Genomic DNA, 16,096 nt, shown 5'->3' with positions numbered 1-16,096 from the left:
GTGCATTTTTTTATTCTTCCCTCAAAATCAAAAACATACATCAAAGATTTCTCTTTATAGTCATCATCTTGACGAAAATAAAAATCAATATTATTAAACGAACCATTAATGCTCCTTTTATCAAGTACCCCTCCAACACATTTTGATCATACACTTCTTGTCCATTTCAACCAAGAAGATTTTCGCTTTTAAACTTTTCACCCTATATTTGTGTGGATAAAATTCCCGACATGAGCGACTTTGTTAACGGTATAGATACATTTAAAGAACTGTACACGGATTACTTTCAAGCCGTGTGGGGATTTTGCAGCACTTACCTGAAGGACAGGGAACAAGCCATGGACGCCACGCAGGAGACATTTTTCAAATTGTACGAACGTTTGGATAATTCCTACACCAAGCAAAACGCAATCGCCTTTATCTACATCACGGCCAAAAACATTTGCATGGACAACCTGAGACGGAATAAATTTAAAACCAAAGATGTCGAGCTATTAAAGAATGAATTACCCTCGGATGACTCGCTTCTGGAAGAAATCGCCACCCAAGAAATGATCCGATGCGTGCATTCCGCCATCAGCCAGCTCTCCGGACGCAGCCTTGAAATCGCCACTCTCGCGTTAGAAGGTAAATCAAATCCGGAAATCGCAGACGTACTGGGAATCTCTCTTAACTCCGTGAAATCTCTCAAAAAAGAAATGTACACCAAATTACGAAAGATTATCGGACACGAATATATTATCCTTTTTTTCGCCAAGCTCTTGCTACACGTAGATAAATAAATTCTGCAAGCTCATTATTCCCATATATTTTCTATAACTTCTGTCCTATCTCAAACCCAATTAATTAGGTTTTAAGAAAGCATTTCTACCTATAAAAATAATAAAAGAGTAATATCACAGGTATTATAGTAGAATTACTATCTTCTTATTTATTTTTTGTTTTCAATATAATTTCTATAATAATTAGCGTTGAATAGGAGATGAATGGGAGTTGAATAGGAGTTGATATAATAAAACTACATTAAATATAAGAAAAAAATATTCTATACAGGTTTTAATATCCATATAATAGGGTTGAAAAAGTTTACCTGCTCTCGGTAAACTTTTTCCAGAAAAATACATCTGTATTTTTATCTTCTTTTCCTATCACGGAAAAGGAAAGCCCCGAACGGCAAACAGATTCCGGCAATTACGATTTGGTAAGCCCCGTATAAAACACGTGTATCATTAGCCAGCGTGTTACCGGCAACTGACATACTACCCCCTTCTTGGTCCAAACCGAGCGTGATCATCTGCCACAAAACCACGAAAGCGGCAAGCAACGAAAAAAATGATCCGAGGTATAATAACCCCATGGACATATCCTGTTTTACCTCTTTTCGCAAGCCAAAAAGAAAAACCAAGGCAAACATGATAAACGTGGACCAACCGACTGTTTGATACCCCATGATCATACCCAAACTACCAATTTCATACCAAGGTAGAAACGTCGCAATCATACCAATGATGGCGATCAAAAAAACGACAAATTTTTGCTTACTCATAATATCCGATATTTTTATTTTTAATACAAATGTCTCTCTTTCTAAACAAGGTTTACGTAACGAATAATGATGAAGTTATCAACACCCTATTTAAAACAAGTATAAACTCGTTTTTTTTGAAAATATTTACCGTTTTTACTTGAATATCGCAAGAACAATGAGTAGTTTCGCGCATAAATATTGGAACGAGAGAAATATTCAAAGAAAGTGCGCCATAAATAAGCTAAATGATTAAAATATAATATCTAACTTTAATGTTTTTTTGTTATGAAACCAACACATATTGAACACATCGGCATCGCAGTTGCCAGTTTAGATGAAGCAATCCCCTATTATGAAAAAGTATTAGGATTGGAATGTTATGCTATTGAAGAAGTAAAAGATCAAAAAGTAAAAACCGCTTTCTTCAAAGTAGGACAAACTAAGATCGAATTACTGGAATCAACTGACCCGGAAGGCCCTATCGGTAAATTCGTTGAGAAAAACGGAGGTGGTATGCACCACATAGCTTTCGCCGTTGAAGATGTTCAAGCCGCATTGAATGATGCACAGGCTGCAGGTTGCCAGTTAATCGACAAAGCTCCGCGCGGAGGTGCAGAAGGATTGAGAATCGGATTCCTTCACCCGAAATCAACATTCAGAGTATTGACTGAACTTTGCGGAACAAAATAATTTTTTTTAATAATCAGCTCATATAAATTTTGATAATATGACAAATCAAGATAAAGTCAAAGAGTTAATTGAATTACGTGCGCAGGCAAAGCTTGGCGGAGGGGAAAAGCGTATAGAATCCCAACACAAAAAAGGGAAATATACCGCTCGCGAAAGAATCGCCATGTTGCTGGACGAAAATAGTTTCGAAGAGTTTGATATGTTTATAACACACCGTTGTTATAACTTTGGGATGGAAAAAACCAAATTCTTGGGTGATGGAGTGGTAACCGGACAAGGAACAATTGACGGACGTCTCGTATTTGTTTTTGCTCAAGACTTCACTGTTTTCGGAGGTGCCCTTTCCGAGATGTTAGCTCAAAAAATTTGCAAGGTGATGGATAAAGCCATGACTGTGGGAGCTCCCATTATCGGATTGAATGATTCGGGTGGTGCCCGTATTCAAGAAGGGGTTAACTCCTTAGCTGGATACGCGGAAATTTTCGAACGGAATATTCTCGCTTCAGGAGTTATCCCGCAAATTTCTGCCATTTTTGGTCCTTGTGCCGGAGGGGCCGTGTACTCTCCTGCCTTGACGGACTTCATTCTGATGACTGACCAATCATCATACATGTTTGTAACCGGTCCGAAAGTGGTGAAAACCGTAACGGGAGAAGATATCACAACCGAGGAATTGGGAGGTGCAGAAGTTCACTCCACGAAATCCGGTGTTTCTCATTTCTTGGCAGAAAACGAAGAAGAGGGTATCGCTATTATTCGTGATTTGCTTTCTTATTTACCTTCCAACAACTTGGAAGAGACTCCGATTGCCGTATGCAATGACCCGATCGACCGTTTGGAAGACCGGTTAAACGAAATAATTCCTGATAATCCGAATTTACCGTATAACATGATGGATGTCATTGAAGGCATCGTGGATAACGGAAAATTCTTGGAAGTTCACAAACGTTATGCTCGTAACATTATTGTCGGATTCTGCCGTATGGGTGGACGTTCTGTCGGCGTTATCGCTAACCAACCGAGTTTCTATGCCGGAGTTCTTGACATTGAAGCATCTCGCAAGGCGGCACGTTTCGTTCGTTTCTGCGACTGTTTCAACATTCCGGTGTTGACCTTGGTTGACGTACCGGGATTCTTGCCGGGACGTGTACAGGAGTATGGTGGTATTATCACTCACGGGGCAAAATTGATGTTTGCTTACGGAGAAGCAACCGTTCCCAAAGTAACCGTTACTTTACGAAAATCATACGGTGGAGCTCATGACGTGATGTCATGTAAACAATTGCGTGGAGACTTCAACTACGCTTGGCCCACGGCACAAATCGCCGTTATGGGAGCTAAGGGGGCTATCGAGGTGTTGTATGGTAAAGAATTGGCAGCAATCTCTGATCCTGAGGAAAAAGCTAAATTCGTTGCCACGAAAGAGGAAGAATACAACTCGGCATTCGCGAACCCGTACAAAGCCGCTTCATATGGATACATTGATGATGTTATAGAACCGCGTAACACGCGTTTCCGCATTATCCGTGCTTTCCAGTCTTTGCAGACCAAGCGCGTTGTTAACCCGATGAAGAAACACTCAAATATACCGTTGTAATTCATATGATTACATTAGCAATTAACTGGGGTTACGCACTCCTCGTTACAGGCGTGGGGATGGTAACAGTATTTCTGCTATTGATTCTTTTGATCTGGATTATTAACTTACAGACCAAGTTGACGAATCAAGTAGAAGATCACGCAAAAACAGTTCAAGACACGGAAAAAGCAGTAGTGACAACGGATACCCATCCGACACCTCACGAACAAGCTGCCATCGCCATGGCTATGCATCTATATTTCAACTCTCATGACGAGGAACCTCACGTGATCACGATCGAAGAAGTTGAAAAACGTTATTCTCCGTGGAGTTCTAAAATTTACGGTATGAGAAACCTTAATAAGTAAAATAAACAGATTATGAATAAATTCAAAATCACCATAGACGAAAACAATTTCGATGTAACTGTGAATGTAACGGATCATGACAAAGCTACAGTTGAGGTGAACGGTATATCTTATGAAGTATCATACGAAAGCAAAAACACGGTTGCTACCACCGCACCTCGTAAACCTGCTGCCATACCGACTTCAACTACATATAAAAGTTCCGCTCAAAGTACATCTGCAACAAGCAACAAGACGACCTGCATTAAAGCACCGCTTCCCGGAACGATTTCCGCTGTTAGCGTGAAAGTTGGCAGTCAAGTAAAACGCGGAGATTGTCTATTAGTCATGGAAGCCATGAAAATGGAAAACAATATCGTGGCAAGTGTTGACGGTCAAGTGAAAGCAATACATGTAACTGCTGGTCAGAGTGTTTCTCAGGATGACCCGCTTGTTGATTTGGTTTAATTTACCGTAAAACAATTGAAAATGAGACAAGTGGAAAAATACCTGCTAAAAATAGCCTTATTACTCGGTATATTTATCATGCCTTTTGCCGCTAGTGCAGAGGAAGTTGATATGGGAGAAAAAGTATCCAAATTCTTGAACGATACTGGATTTGCCCAACTTTTCGCCGGGAATTGGCTGTGCTTAGTCATGATAGTCGTGGCATGCGTGCTATTTTATTTGGCTATCGTAAAGAAATTCGAGCCGTTATTATTGTTGCCTATAGCTTTCGGTATGTTATTGACAAACTTACCCGGAGCCGGATTATTCCATCCAGAACTTTTTGATGGAGGACATGTACATTGGGAGGCTTTCACGAATGCCAATAACATTGGCTTACTGGACTACCTTTACCTAGGAGTAAAATTAGGAATTTACCCATGTATTATTTTTATTGGTGTTGGAGCCATGACGGATTTCGGTCCATTATTGGCGAATCCTAAAAGTTTTCTTTTGGGAGCTGCCGCCCAACTCGGAATCTTCGCTACGTTCTTGGGAGCCCTTGCATTAGGCTTTACTTATGCAGAGGCAGGATCTATCGGAATTATCGGAGGTGCAGACGGGCCAACTGCGATTTACTTGACATCCAAGCTAGCACCGGGATTACTTGGTCCCATTGCCGTGGCTGCCTACTCGTACATGGCACTGGTTCCTGTGATACAGCCACCTATCATGAAAGCGTTAACAACCCAGAAAGAACGGGAGATTGTAATGAAACAATTGCGTAAAGTATCTAAAAAAGAGAAAATCGTATTCCCGATCGTTGTAACCATATTTGTATCATTATTATTACCTTCTGCAGCTCCCCTGATCGGATGCTTAATGTTAGGTAACTTAATGCGTGAATGTGGTGTTGTTGAACGTTTGAGTAAAACGGTTCAAAATGAGTTGATGAATATCTGTACGATATTCTTAGGTATCTCCGTTGGAGCAACCACTACGGCAGCTGCATTCTTGAACTTGCAAACGTTAGCCATTTTGGTTATCGGTGTTCTAGCTTTCAGTATAGGTAGTGCCGGTGGTGTATTACTGGCAAAATTCATGAACTTGTTCACCAAGAACAAGATCAACCCGTTGATCGGTTCTGCCGGAGTTTCTGCAGTTCCGATGGCAGCCCGCGTATCACAGAACGTGGGACAAGAAGCAAATCCAGGAAACTTCCTGTTGATGCACGCCATGGGGCCGAACGTGGCCGGAGTTATCGGTTCTGCCGTTGCAGCCGGTATATTATTGTCATTCTTAGGATAACCTAATATTTCGACTACCTCAAATTTACTTTGAGGTAGTCTTTTTATATTCTGTTCATTATACATTATTTTCTTTTAACCACAAACTAATTTATTCTATTCATGGGACTTAGAGGTTTCGGTAGTGACAATTTTTCCGGAGTATTACCGGAAGTATTTAAAGCACTGGAAGAATCAGCCTTCGGACATCAACATTCCTACGGGGAAGACAAATACACGGAAAAAGCCATCGAAGATTTCAAACAAATATTCGGAGATGATATTGACGTGTATTTCGTTTATAATGGAACGGGAGCCAATATATTGAGTCTCTCGGCTTTCACGCATTCCTATAACGCGATCATTTGCGCAGAGACAGCTCATATCAACGTGGACGAGTGCGGGGCTATCGAGAAACAAACCGGCAGCAAGTTGCTGACCGTTCCCACATTTGACGGGAAACTCTCCCTAGGACTGATTCATAATCACATGCATGGATTTGATGATCAACACCACGCCCAACCGAAGATCATCTCGCTAACGCAGTGTACTGAACTCGGAACAGTCTACACGCATGATGAATTAAAAGAAATCTGTGACTTCGCACACGCCCACGATATGTATGTTCACATGGACGGAGCCCGTCTGGCAAATGCCGTTGCATACTTGGGATGTACCCCGGCCAGCATCACGAAAGAAGTGGGAATAGACGTTTTAAGCTTCGGGGGAACCAAAAACGGCATGATGTTCGGTGAAGCTGTTGTCTTCTTTAACACCACAATGTCGAAAGAGGTGAAATATATCCGTAAACAGTTGATGCAGCTACATTCCAAATCGCGCTTTATCGCCGCCCAGTTCTCGGCTGTTCTAAAAGATAATTTATGGTTGAAATCAGCCGCACACGCAAATGCCATGGCACAAAAGCTTGCTAACGCAGCAGAGCAGATTCCTTCTGTGAGCATCACGCAGAAGGTTGAGGCAAACGAGATTTTCGCTATCATCCCGCGAGAAAAAATTACCAAACTCCAGAATGAATGTTTCTTTTACGTGTGGGATGAAGATGCGGCCGAAGTGAGATGGGTTTGCTCGTTTGACACCACGGAAAATGATGTCATCGAATTCGCCAACCTACTGCGTCAAGAATTATGTTAGAAGATGGATAGAGAAATTATTACCACGGAAGACGGAAGTACTACCTTGTATATACCGGAACTAAATGAACATTATCATTCTATTCACGGGGCCATACAGGAATCTATTCATATATTTATAAAAGCAGGTATTGAATACTACGGACAGAAGAATATCCGGGTTCTGGAGGCCGGGTTCGGAACGGGACTGAATGCTTTTCTAACGTTACTTGAGGCGAGAGATAATGAACGTAAAGTGGTGTTTCACACGTTCGAGAAATACCCACTGACACCTCAAGAAGTGGAACAGATTAATTATTCTGACCTCTTCACCCCGGAAGATGCACCCCTGTTTCAACAATTACATGACGCACCTTGGGAAGAGGATGTTGTCATCACCCCTTATTTCACGCTCCACAAGCATCGGGCAGATTTCGAAGAAGTTAATTTTCACAAATATTTTGATATGGTCTTTTTCGATGCTTTCGCCCCCGACGTGCAACCTCGCCTATGGACGGAATCAATGCTTTCCAAGTTTTACAAAGCACTTAAACCGGAAGGAATTCTCACGACCTATTGCGTGAAGGGGACTGTAAAACAAGCTCTTCGTAATATCGGTTTCAACCTTAAACGCCTTCCCGGTCCTCCGGGGAAACGGGAGATGTTGAGAGCGGTCAAATAATTTTAGATTTTAGATTCCAACCGCACGGGACCAACGCTTTTTCAATCGTAAATCGGAAGTCATAAATCGTAAATTATTCAAATGTTTTCTAAGGATTTAAAACAGTTACTTGACGAAAAGTATTTAGAATACAATAAATCGGAATTCTTTATAGAGACCGATCCGATTCAGATACCGAAATGTTTCGAGGAAAAAGAAGACATCGAAATTGCCGGATTCCTAGCGGCATCGCTAGCATGGGGACAGCGGCCCACGATTATCAAGAAATGCAAGGAGTTGATGCAATTAATGGATTATGCCCCCCATGATTTCGTGATGCAGGCGGAAGATCAAGACTACGAACGTTTCTGCAATTTCAAGCACCGCACGTTTAATAGCTACGATTGTGTTTACTTTTTGAAATCGCTAGCAAATATTTATCGCCATCACGGGGGATTAGAAACCGTTTTCACACGGGCCTACCAAAAGCATCAAGATATGTTTGAAGTTCTAAAAGAGTGGTATTCTGTTTTCACCTCTTTACCTGCCGAGGCAAGAGTACTGCGACATATCGCGAACGTGGAGAAGGGTTCAGCAGCGAAGAGAGTAAATATGTTTTTGCGTTGGATGGTGAGACACGACGGAGAAGTGGATTTCGGCCTGTGGAAAGAAATTCCAACCTCTGCCCTATTGATCCCGCTTGACCTGCACACGGGTAACGTGAGTCGTCAACTGGGCCTCCTTACCCGTAACCAGAATGATCGGAAAGCCGTGGAAGAACTTACTGCACGTCTCCGGGAAATGGACCCTGTTGATCCAATTCGCTATGATTTTTCACTTTTCGGGTTGGGGGCTTTCGAGAAATATAACCGTTCTAATTTTTAAAACGTTTCAGGTCCGCTGACGTAAATCTCCATTCCGGGGTCAGAATATTACCCATTCTTTTGAGGGTGTACCACGGGGATTTATCACGCTCTTTCGGGTTTACCAATACTTGAATATCCTGTGCAGGCATATAGCTTTGGGCCAACAAATATAACTTTTCTCCCGTTGCGGGATTCTCTGCCATATCGACCACGATGACCGCGTGCCCGGGTGAACCGCCTTGAATAAGTACGTCCCCGATCTGCATGGAAGTCACCGGTACGGACGTTAATTCCTTCGCCAAAGATAAAGTCCCGGCATAAGCGAACACCACGTCCAGATAGGCTCTAAAAGTTTTATAAGAGTAATCTTTTGCTTTGGATTTATACCAAGAAACTCGATTTCCTTTCACGCTGATCCGGTAACCTTCTGCCCATTTCGTGTAATCGGCACGGAATCCATTCGTGAAATTAAAGTGTATCCGGTCATACGCTTTATGCTTATACAGGTATTCCGCCCGCAAACGAATCACGGCATCGGCACATTGTTGCAAATCCCGCTTACCGATCTCCATATCCACCACGGCACAGTACACGCTCCGGTTCCATTTTTCCCGGCCATCAAAATAATACACTTTAGTCCCGTGAGAACGCAAAGGAAGGTTCCTCAGGTATTCACCAAAAGAACCTTCCTTCACGTTTACCCTCGCATATCCCTTGGGAGGAACAATCCGGGTACGGATTTCTTTTCCATCCGCCCGGAGCAACGTGTTCTGCCCTATCCCTTGCAGGCAACATAACAAAACGATGCAGAGGGTAATGCAATTTTTCATGTTAATCCAGTAACATTCCAGCCGCAACTTCTTCAGCCACTTTTTTGGAAGTTAATTGCTCCAAAATAGCCAAACCGAATTTGAAAGCGTATGCCGGACCTTTGCCCGTGATCACATTGCCATCAACCACCACGCCATGAGGTTGCATTTCGGCTTCTGGTAAATATTCTTCAAATCCCGGATAGCAAGTCATTGTATATCTTTTGTTCATTTTTATCTTACTCAACACCAAAGCCGGAGCTGCACAAATAGCCGCCACGTAACCACCTTTGTCAAAGTGTTTTTGAATCATTTGCACCAATGCCGTACAATCTCCCAGATTCTTGGCTCCCGGCATTCCGCCCGGACAAATCAAGAATTCTGCCTCTTCTTCTTTCACGTCACTCAACAAAAGATCGGCCACCACAGGAACTCCATGCGCACCTGTAACCTCTTTCTTATCGGAAATAGAAACCGTTTTCACTTCGATCGTTCCCCGACGTAAAACATCCACTACCCCGAGAGCTTCTACCTCTTCAAAACCATCCGCTAAAAATAAAAATGACTTTCTCATAATTCTTGTAGTTTTAAATGATTCTCCAAAATTACGAAAAATATAACAGGTTTCAAATCCTAAATAACAAACTACTCCTTCACACGCACCAGTTTCACGGCATCGGCAATGATCAGTTGTTGTTTAGGTAACGATTGTTCCGTGGAGGATACAATCACGTTCAGATTTTGATCTTCCGCATCCATTCTAATATTTCCCCCCCGATCATCAAGTATAACCTGAACTTCTCCAACTGAAAAGTCAAATTTTCCCAAAGAGACCCACCCTTCGGGTACGAGATCCGCTTCCACGACCACGTTTTCATCCAGCACTTCATTACATATTCTATAATGTAATAGAGAACCCGTAAATACAGAACTAACCGGAGGTCCTGTCATGGACAAAAACTGATGATAAAAGAATACTTCATATTTTCCGGCCTTTTGAACATTCACGGTCCAAATTGCCTTACCATTGCCTTCCCCTGCCAACTTACAGAAAGCACTCTGAACGGGTATACCATAACTTGTCGAAGTGATGATCTCCGTCCATTCCACATTGTCGAACACCATTTTATACACTTTTTTCTGCTCTTTTGCAAAAAAAGGCAATCTCTTAGGTTGACCGGAATCTACCAGTTGAAACTGGGAACTCGCATTATCAACAATAATCACCCCCGGCTCATGGAATAAATTACTATCTATATCAAAAATTCCTTCGCACTGGTCACACGTCTTAGAAATACCCTCCCTCACGACTTCAATATAATATTCACGAGGAAGATTGGCTGACAAATTCGTACTTATATACCCACAATCCCCATACATGATAAATTTTACCTCTTTACATGCTCCCGCCGCAATCACGTAATCTTGTACCTTTAAGGATGCATCCAAATCCGGAGGTATCGCATTTTTATATACATCCCGCAATTCTTCAATCGTCTGATTATCGGCAACACACGTGATTACCCCATCGACATCCGAAATGTTCCGAACTTTAAAAGAGAGCAAATAGCGGGGGTACCCCTCTGTAACAACTTGTTCCACCCGAATATCCCTCACATCCAAAATTGCTAATCCAACAGTCTGGTACACCCGATCTAAAATGGGTATTAAATCAAGTCCCAACTCCAATTGAAAATCTTCCGCAAACCGGTCGAAGGTAATTTCATCAAACTGGAAACGAGAAGCTATTCTTTCTGAAAAACGATATAATTCATCAGGATTCACAAAAGCAGACAGGATGGAAGCCAGATTCTTTCCCTGCAATTTAAAAATCTCTACCCGTAGCTTATCCGACAGAGAATCATCGGAAAGAATTTCCCGTAAACTTTTCTTTTTCAAACATTCTACCACCTCTATATCACTCGGTCTTACCAAGGATCTCCCCACGGTCAAACGTCCTTTCAAGGCAAAGGCTTCACTTAACAACATATTTATAGCGGGATAGGTAGCAGAGGACAAAAAACTCGTGTAATCATAATACATGGGTAAAATACTATACATTCCCTGCTGAAGCAACATTCCACAAGCAAGTAGCCTCATCCTTTCAACCCCATAAATTTTCTCCGAATCATCAAGAGGTCCCTCTCTCGCTTCAATCATCGCCTTCCACCTGTATAGCGGAACATATCCGGGAAGTGTTGCACCCCGTTCATTAAAGAACACCATTTCAGGCTGCACAAAATCACTACCTGTCTTCCAAAATTGCAGGAAAGAAACAAAAGAAAGGGGACTTTCCACTAACATCAACTTATGAAATGGGTAATTTCTCCCGAAACCCGATTCCATTCGCTCCTGTATACTCCTCAACTCTTTAACCAACATCTCTTTACCAAGAAGGGTAAATCCTTCAAAAAATTCCTCGTGATCAGAGAAATAGTAAAACTCGACACTAATATCTCCCACCTGAACTTCTTTCTTCTGATAATTGCCGATACAAAGGCTTATTCCCGGTAATTTCTGTTCGTTTCTGAAAACCACGTTCCCAAATTTGCGCAACGAAATACCTTGCGACAAAACCTGCTGTCCCTCCCCGACCTTCACTTGTAACGAATATTCCGAGAAATTCACTTCCCGCACATAAGGAGAGATCACATTGACCGGTGGAACAGTCACAGGATACCAAAGACACCCTGGAAGTAATAACGTATAACGTTCGTCTGCAAAAGCATAATGAACTCCAAAATTAAACAAACCTTTTAAACGTGAACGAGGTTCATACTTCCCCGCACTTTGTTTATTTTCCCAAGATATATCCGGGTAGCATATGGTTTCGTCAATCTTTCCTCTATAAGCCAGTTGCAAGGTGACACTGTCACCCGGCAAAAGAGGACGTTCAATCACCACCAGTTGTTGTTCCCTGTGGAAAGACAATTTTTTTCCCTCTTCCCCCATGGAATAAATTTTCAATGCAGGATTAAGATACAGCACGATCTCCGAGAGCGATTCTGTATTCCGATTCTGTAGCACCATACGACTATCTAAAACCATCTCCCCATCTTTCCACTCGTAAGTAATATCATGACGCACCACCCGTACTTTCGGTTTCAATTGATACTCCACGTAAACTTGCCGATACAATTCTGCCTGTAACTCTCGTTGCCGAATCGTATTTCTAAAAAGGAGCAGACACACCACACTCCCCACGATAACAATCATTCCCGTCCCCCATTGCAATCTTCGATATTCCAAACAATCCCGCAAACGATTCATGCTTGCCATCCAAACTAAAATTCCCGCAATTCCTAGACCGAAATACCCCAAACGATGTAGCAAATAGACTTGTATATCCGGATGTCCGGTCAAGTCTGAAAACATATTCGGTAAATTCCTTCCCCAGAAATCAAACATACCAAATTGCCACTCGTCCAAATAAAAATACACGCTTCCACCCAAAATAACCAAGAGTAGAACTGACACGGAACGATTTTTCACGATCTCCGTCACCGCCAAGGAACACCCCAAAACAAAAACTAAGGTAGGTACTGACAAGGTGAACAAATAGAAAATATAAACCCACATATTAAAAGGACCCCCTATCACCCAAACATTCAAGCACATACATGCAGACAACACGCACACGTTCACAAATAAGAACATTTTGAAAATCCCCCAAAATCGCCCGATACAATACTCGCTATTCCGAAACGGACGGCACAGGAAAACTTCCATCGCCTCTCTTTTTCTCTCCCGATACACGACCTCCATACTCACAAACACGGCAATCAGCACCTGCACTAAATTATAATAGTAAACATTGAAAAAAGGCAAAGAAGAAGCAAAAGCTACCTTATACCAAAACACGTTATCTCCACCCTGATTAACCACCTGCCACAAGGAAATTCCAATCATAGCAAGTATCACAAATCCTAAAAAAACAATATTACGCCTTAATAGTTTCGCTTCGTATCGAGCCACAATATTTACATGCTGTATATTCATCCCGAATTATTTACTATACACGATAATTTATGCATGATTTTTGGAAGGATTCCCAACATGGAATCCTTCCAAAAATCAATTTAAGGACATCCTTAGGTTAAATACCCGAAAGGGATGTGTTCCAAAGAAACACTCCCCTATCAAAGCACACCCAACACGTTATTTTACAATAACCGTATAAATAGAATCCAATACACGAGTATATCCCTCGTTTGATACCTCTAGGGTAAACACGTAACGTCCGGGAGGAACCGTATGATTCCAAGGTAACTCAATCACCCCCTTACGGGCCACTGTAAATTGAGATGCTACCTCCGGGTGTCCGTTATCAGATGCCACACTCTTTATTGAATAAACCATAGGAAAAGTTCCTTGAACACCTTCAATAGGTGCCGACTGCCAAGGAATTTCAAATTTAATCTGACGTTCATCTTCCACCGGATCTAGCACAGCCTTCACGACCATAGAATCAGGTGTATAAGTAGCATTCGAAGTCATTAAATAACCAACTGTCACATCTTGACAGCCCATCATGGAAATAAACACGAACACTAACAATATTATAATTCCAGTTACATTTTTCATCTCGCAAATAGTTAAAGTTCAGAAAATTGGTACGTATAACTCAACGAATGTACAATGCCATTATTCATTTCAATATCAGCAGAAGCAATTCCCACGATATAGCCGTTTACCAATGCATGAATTCCCAATGATTCCGCTCCAATATCAGCAATCCCCATATAAGAACTTTTTGCCCGGAACACACGCAATTCCGTACCCGACAGAGCCTGAATATAGGTTCCTCCTTCAAGGGTTCCCCGGTTCTCGTAGTCAAAATCTTTTTTCATCATCTTTTTGGGAAGAACATGTGACAAAAGCATCTTTCTACACATCTCCACGGGTATATCTTCTATTCTCTCATACATGACTTTATCATCGTTATCCACGGTCTTGTACATAAATTGCATAATCGAAATATTTGTAGGACCGAAAAAAGTTATCTCAGGACAAGCAGGATCTTTTCCATCAAACAAATCCACCAATCCCGCACGTTCAATCACCAGTATCGTCGAATCCCAATTGTAAGCATCCGTATGTAAGTACTCCCATACCGTACAATCGTGTCGTCCATTTGCCAGCCCAGAATCATGAAAATAGTCATCATCACACGCTCCAAGGCCCAAAATAAATAAAAATAAAAAATATTGTAGTTTCATAATTTTGCAGTTTTAATAAGCATATCCATTTCGTTTCCAATATACGGTCTGTTTCATCAAAGTATTGTTCGTAAACGCACCGTTCCCCACCGGCAAATAATATGCCCCGTCAGCTACATCCTGATCCGTCAACGTCTTGAATTTACCCCTTAGCTTTTCCCGAAAAGTCCCGTTACGGATAATATCATAAAAACGAATACCTGCTTCGAGAAACAATTCTTTATCCCGTTCTTTAGCTATAGCCTCTTGCAAATCACCTTCGCTAGCCGAATAAAGGGGGGCACCAGCTCTAGCCCGTATCGTGTTCAAATCATTAATTGCACCTTGAGTATCACCGGTTTTAACTTTCACCTCTGCTCGAAGTAAAATAATATCTGCTAAACGGATCAGTATCTCGTTATCCTCATAAGCTTTTAAAGTTCCATCACCTGATCCACCCACGTTCGTGATCACACCTCTCCATTTACTGATATATGCCGCACCTTGGGTAACCGAAGTAGACACCCCCGCCATGGAATCTAACTTATAAAAATACTCATCTCGACGTTCGTCTGATACATCCATGTACATTTTCATAGCCGTACTATTATTAAGTCGCATTAATGAACGCCGGGTTGCAGGTGTCGTTAACGGTTGGATTGGCCATTTCTGACAAGCTCCGGCAATAAAAGCACCCGAACCTTTCAGGTCTCCAGGTAGATCTTGATAATCTATCTCGAAAATTCCCTCATCGCTATTTCCCAGCATAACAACATCACAAACTTCTTTCGGACTTCCTGCCAGAGAATACCCACCGTATTTAATCACAGAATCTGCCTCTGCAATAGCCAACTTATTCAATTCTGGCTCATTATTCAACGCTGCCTTCCAAGCATACAGATGAGCCAATATTGCATGAACGGTTCCACTCGAAGGCACCTGTTTGCTCGTCACCTTTATCCCACTGGCATCCTGTAAATCCTTTGCTTTAGGCAACATATTCACCGCCAGTTTCAGATCCCCGATAGCAAAATCAGCCAATTCCTGCCATGAAGCACGAGCTTTCTCCCCAACATCCACGGACTCCTTGATCAAAGGAGCATCACCCCAGGTTCTCAAAATATAAAAATAAACATAGGCTCGTATACAGTAAGCCTGCCCCAAATAATAATTGTGCCGCACCTCCGGCAAATTTGCCCGACCAATATTATCTATGATTAAATTTGCCTGAGCAATCACTCTATATTCATTAGCCCAAGATATTGCCGGATAACTGGCATTCCACACGTAACTAGGCTGGTTATTGGAAGGGTACTGCCATATTGCATTCAGATAATCAAAAGGAAGACCTCTATCCCGGTATAACATAACAACATCCCCGAAAACAGTACGAAACTCACCATGTAAACCATAAACGGCACTCTCCACATCCTTTTCTGTTTTCCAGAAATTATTATTCGTCACGGCAATTTCAGGCTCCTCGGTCAAAAAATCATCACAAGCAAAAACCAAGGCCGCAAGAAAAATAAGTAATAATATATTCTTTTTCATAAAC

The 16,096-nt window shown here is 41.9% G+C and carries 16 protein-coding genes; 9 read left to right on the top strand and 7 right to left on the bottom strand.

Annotated elements, in window-relative coordinates:
* Positions 1 to 230 precede the first annotated feature (230 nt).
* On the top strand, positions 231 to 782 hold the full coding sequence (locus R8806_RS01505; RefSeq protein WP_124316684.1) for an RNA polymerase sigma factor: 552 nt from the start codon (positions 231 to 233) through the stop codon (positions 780 to 782).
* A gap of 350 nt (positions 783 to 1,132) precedes the next feature.
* Here R8806_RS01505 and R8806_RS01500 read toward each other — a convergent pair whose 3' ends face one another.
* On the bottom strand, positions 1,133 to 1,546 hold the full coding sequence (locus tag R8806_RS01500; protein ID WP_124316123.1) for a hypothetical protein: 414 nt from the start codon (positions 1,544 to 1,546) through the stop codon (positions 1,133 to 1,135).
* A 267-nt stretch (positions 1,547 to 1,813) separates the two neighbouring features.
* Between R8806_RS01500 and mce the strand changes: the two genes are divergently transcribed.
* The 8 genes from mce to R8806_RS01460 all read left to right on the top strand — a co-directional run bounded on the left by mce (position 1,814) and on the right by R8806_RS01460 (position 8,553).
* Complete coding sequence (gene mce, locus R8806_RS01495) at positions 1,814 to 2,218, top strand: methylmalonyl-CoA epimerase (protein ID WP_087422294.1); 405 nt, start codon at positions 1,814 to 1,816, stop codon at positions 2,216 to 2,218.
* A 37-nt stretch (positions 2,219 to 2,255) separates the two neighbouring features.
* Complete coding sequence (locus R8806_RS01490) at positions 2,256 to 3,815, top strand: acyl-CoA carboxylase subunit beta (protein WP_151411432.1); 1,560 nt, start codon at positions 2,256 to 2,258, stop codon at positions 3,813 to 3,815.
* A 5-nt stretch (positions 3,816 to 3,820) separates the two neighbouring features.
* Positions 3,821 to 4,165 carry an OadG family transporter subunit gene (locus tag R8806_RS01485; RefSeq protein ID WP_087422296.1) on the top strand — a complete coding sequence of 115 codons (345 nt, stop codon included), beginning with the start codon at positions 3,821 to 3,823 and terminating at the stop codon, positions 4,163 to 4,165.
* Positions 4,166 to 4,225: 60 nt separating this feature from the next.
* On the top strand, positions 4,226 to 4,612 hold the full coding sequence (locus R8806_RS01480; RefSeq protein ID WP_229782879.1) for an acyl-CoA carboxylase biotin carboxyl carrier protein subunit: 387 nt from the start codon (positions 4,226 to 4,228) through the stop codon (positions 4,610 to 4,612).
* A gap of 21 nt (positions 4,613 to 4,633) precedes the next feature.
* Positions 4,634 to 5,899, top strand: coding sequence for a sodium ion-translocating decarboxylase subunit beta (locus tag R8806_RS01475; protein ID WP_124316121.1), 1,266 nt, complete (start codon positions 4,634 to 4,636; stop codon positions 5,897 to 5,899).
* 101 nt (positions 5,900 to 6,000) lie between these two features.
* Complete coding sequence (locus tag R8806_RS01470; RefSeq protein WP_124316120.1) at positions 6,001 to 7,029, top strand: threonine aldolase family protein; 1,029 nt, start codon at positions 6,001 to 6,003, stop codon at positions 7,027 to 7,029.
* A 3-nt stretch (positions 7,030 to 7,032) separates the two neighbouring features.
* Positions 7,033 to 7,689, top strand: coding sequence for a tRNA (5-methylaminomethyl-2-thiouridine)(34)-methyltransferase MnmD (mnmD, locus tag R8806_RS01465; RefSeq protein ID WP_124316119.1), 657 nt, complete (start codon positions 7,033 to 7,035; stop codon positions 7,687 to 7,689).
* 81 nt (positions 7,690 to 7,770) lie between these two features.
* On the top strand, positions 7,771 to 8,553 hold the full coding sequence (locus R8806_RS01460; protein WP_124316118.1) for a TIGR02757 family protein: 783 nt from the start codon (positions 7,771 to 7,773) through the stop codon (positions 8,551 to 8,553).
* On the opposite strand, the gene R8806_RS01455 is transcribed toward R8806_RS01460, so the two are convergent.
* The 6 genes from R8806_RS01455 to R8806_RS01430 form a co-directional block, all read right to left on the bottom strand.
* Entirely contained in the window at positions 8,543 to 9,364 is an 822-nt protein-coding gene (locus R8806_RS01455; RefSeq protein ID WP_124316117.1) for a DUF4846 domain-containing protein, read from the bottom strand. The genes R8806_RS01460 and R8806_RS01455 overlap by 11 nt on opposite strands.
* Before the next feature lies 1 nt (position 9,365).
* On the bottom strand, positions 9,366 to 9,917 hold the full coding sequence (locus R8806_RS01450; protein ID WP_124316116.1) for a DJ-1 family glyoxalase III: 552 nt from the start codon (positions 9,915 to 9,917) through the stop codon (positions 9,366 to 9,368).
* Between the two features lie 71 nt (positions 9,918 to 9,988).
* A complete protein-coding gene (locus tag R8806_RS01445) occupies positions 9,989 to 13,342 on the bottom strand; it encodes an ABC transporter permease/M1 family aminopeptidase (RefSeq protein WP_124316115.1) in 3,354 nt (1,117 codons plus the stop codon).
* A 159-nt stretch (positions 13,343 to 13,501) separates the two neighbouring features.
* Entirely contained in the window at positions 13,502 to 13,927 is a 426-nt protein-coding gene (locus tag R8806_RS01440; protein ID WP_124316114.1) for a hypothetical protein, read from the bottom strand.
* An 11-nt stretch (positions 13,928 to 13,938) separates the two neighbouring features.
* The gene (locus tag R8806_RS01435) at positions 13,939 to 14,562 is read right to left on the bottom strand and encodes a fasciclin domain-containing protein (RefSeq protein WP_124316113.1); all 624 of its coding nucleotides are present in this window, start codon (positions 14,560 to 14,562) and stop codon (positions 13,939 to 13,941) included.
* A 12-nt stretch (positions 14,563 to 14,574) separates the two neighbouring features.
* The gene (locus tag R8806_RS01430; RefSeq protein WP_229782878.1) at positions 14,575 to 16,092 is read right to left on the bottom strand and encodes a RagB/SusD family nutrient uptake outer membrane protein; all 1,518 of its coding nucleotides are present in this window, start codon (positions 16,090 to 16,092) and stop codon (positions 14,575 to 14,577) included.
* Between the last annotated feature and the right edge of the window lie 4 nt (positions 16,093 to 16,096).

Source organism: Butyricimonas faecihominis (genome assembly GCF_033096445.1).
GTDB lineage: Bacteria > Bacteroidota > Bacteroidia > Bacteroidales > Marinifilaceae > Butyricimonas > Butyricimonas faecihominis.
Note: the sequence above shows the minus strand (reverse complement) of the source record. Positions and strands in the feature narration are given on the sequence as shown.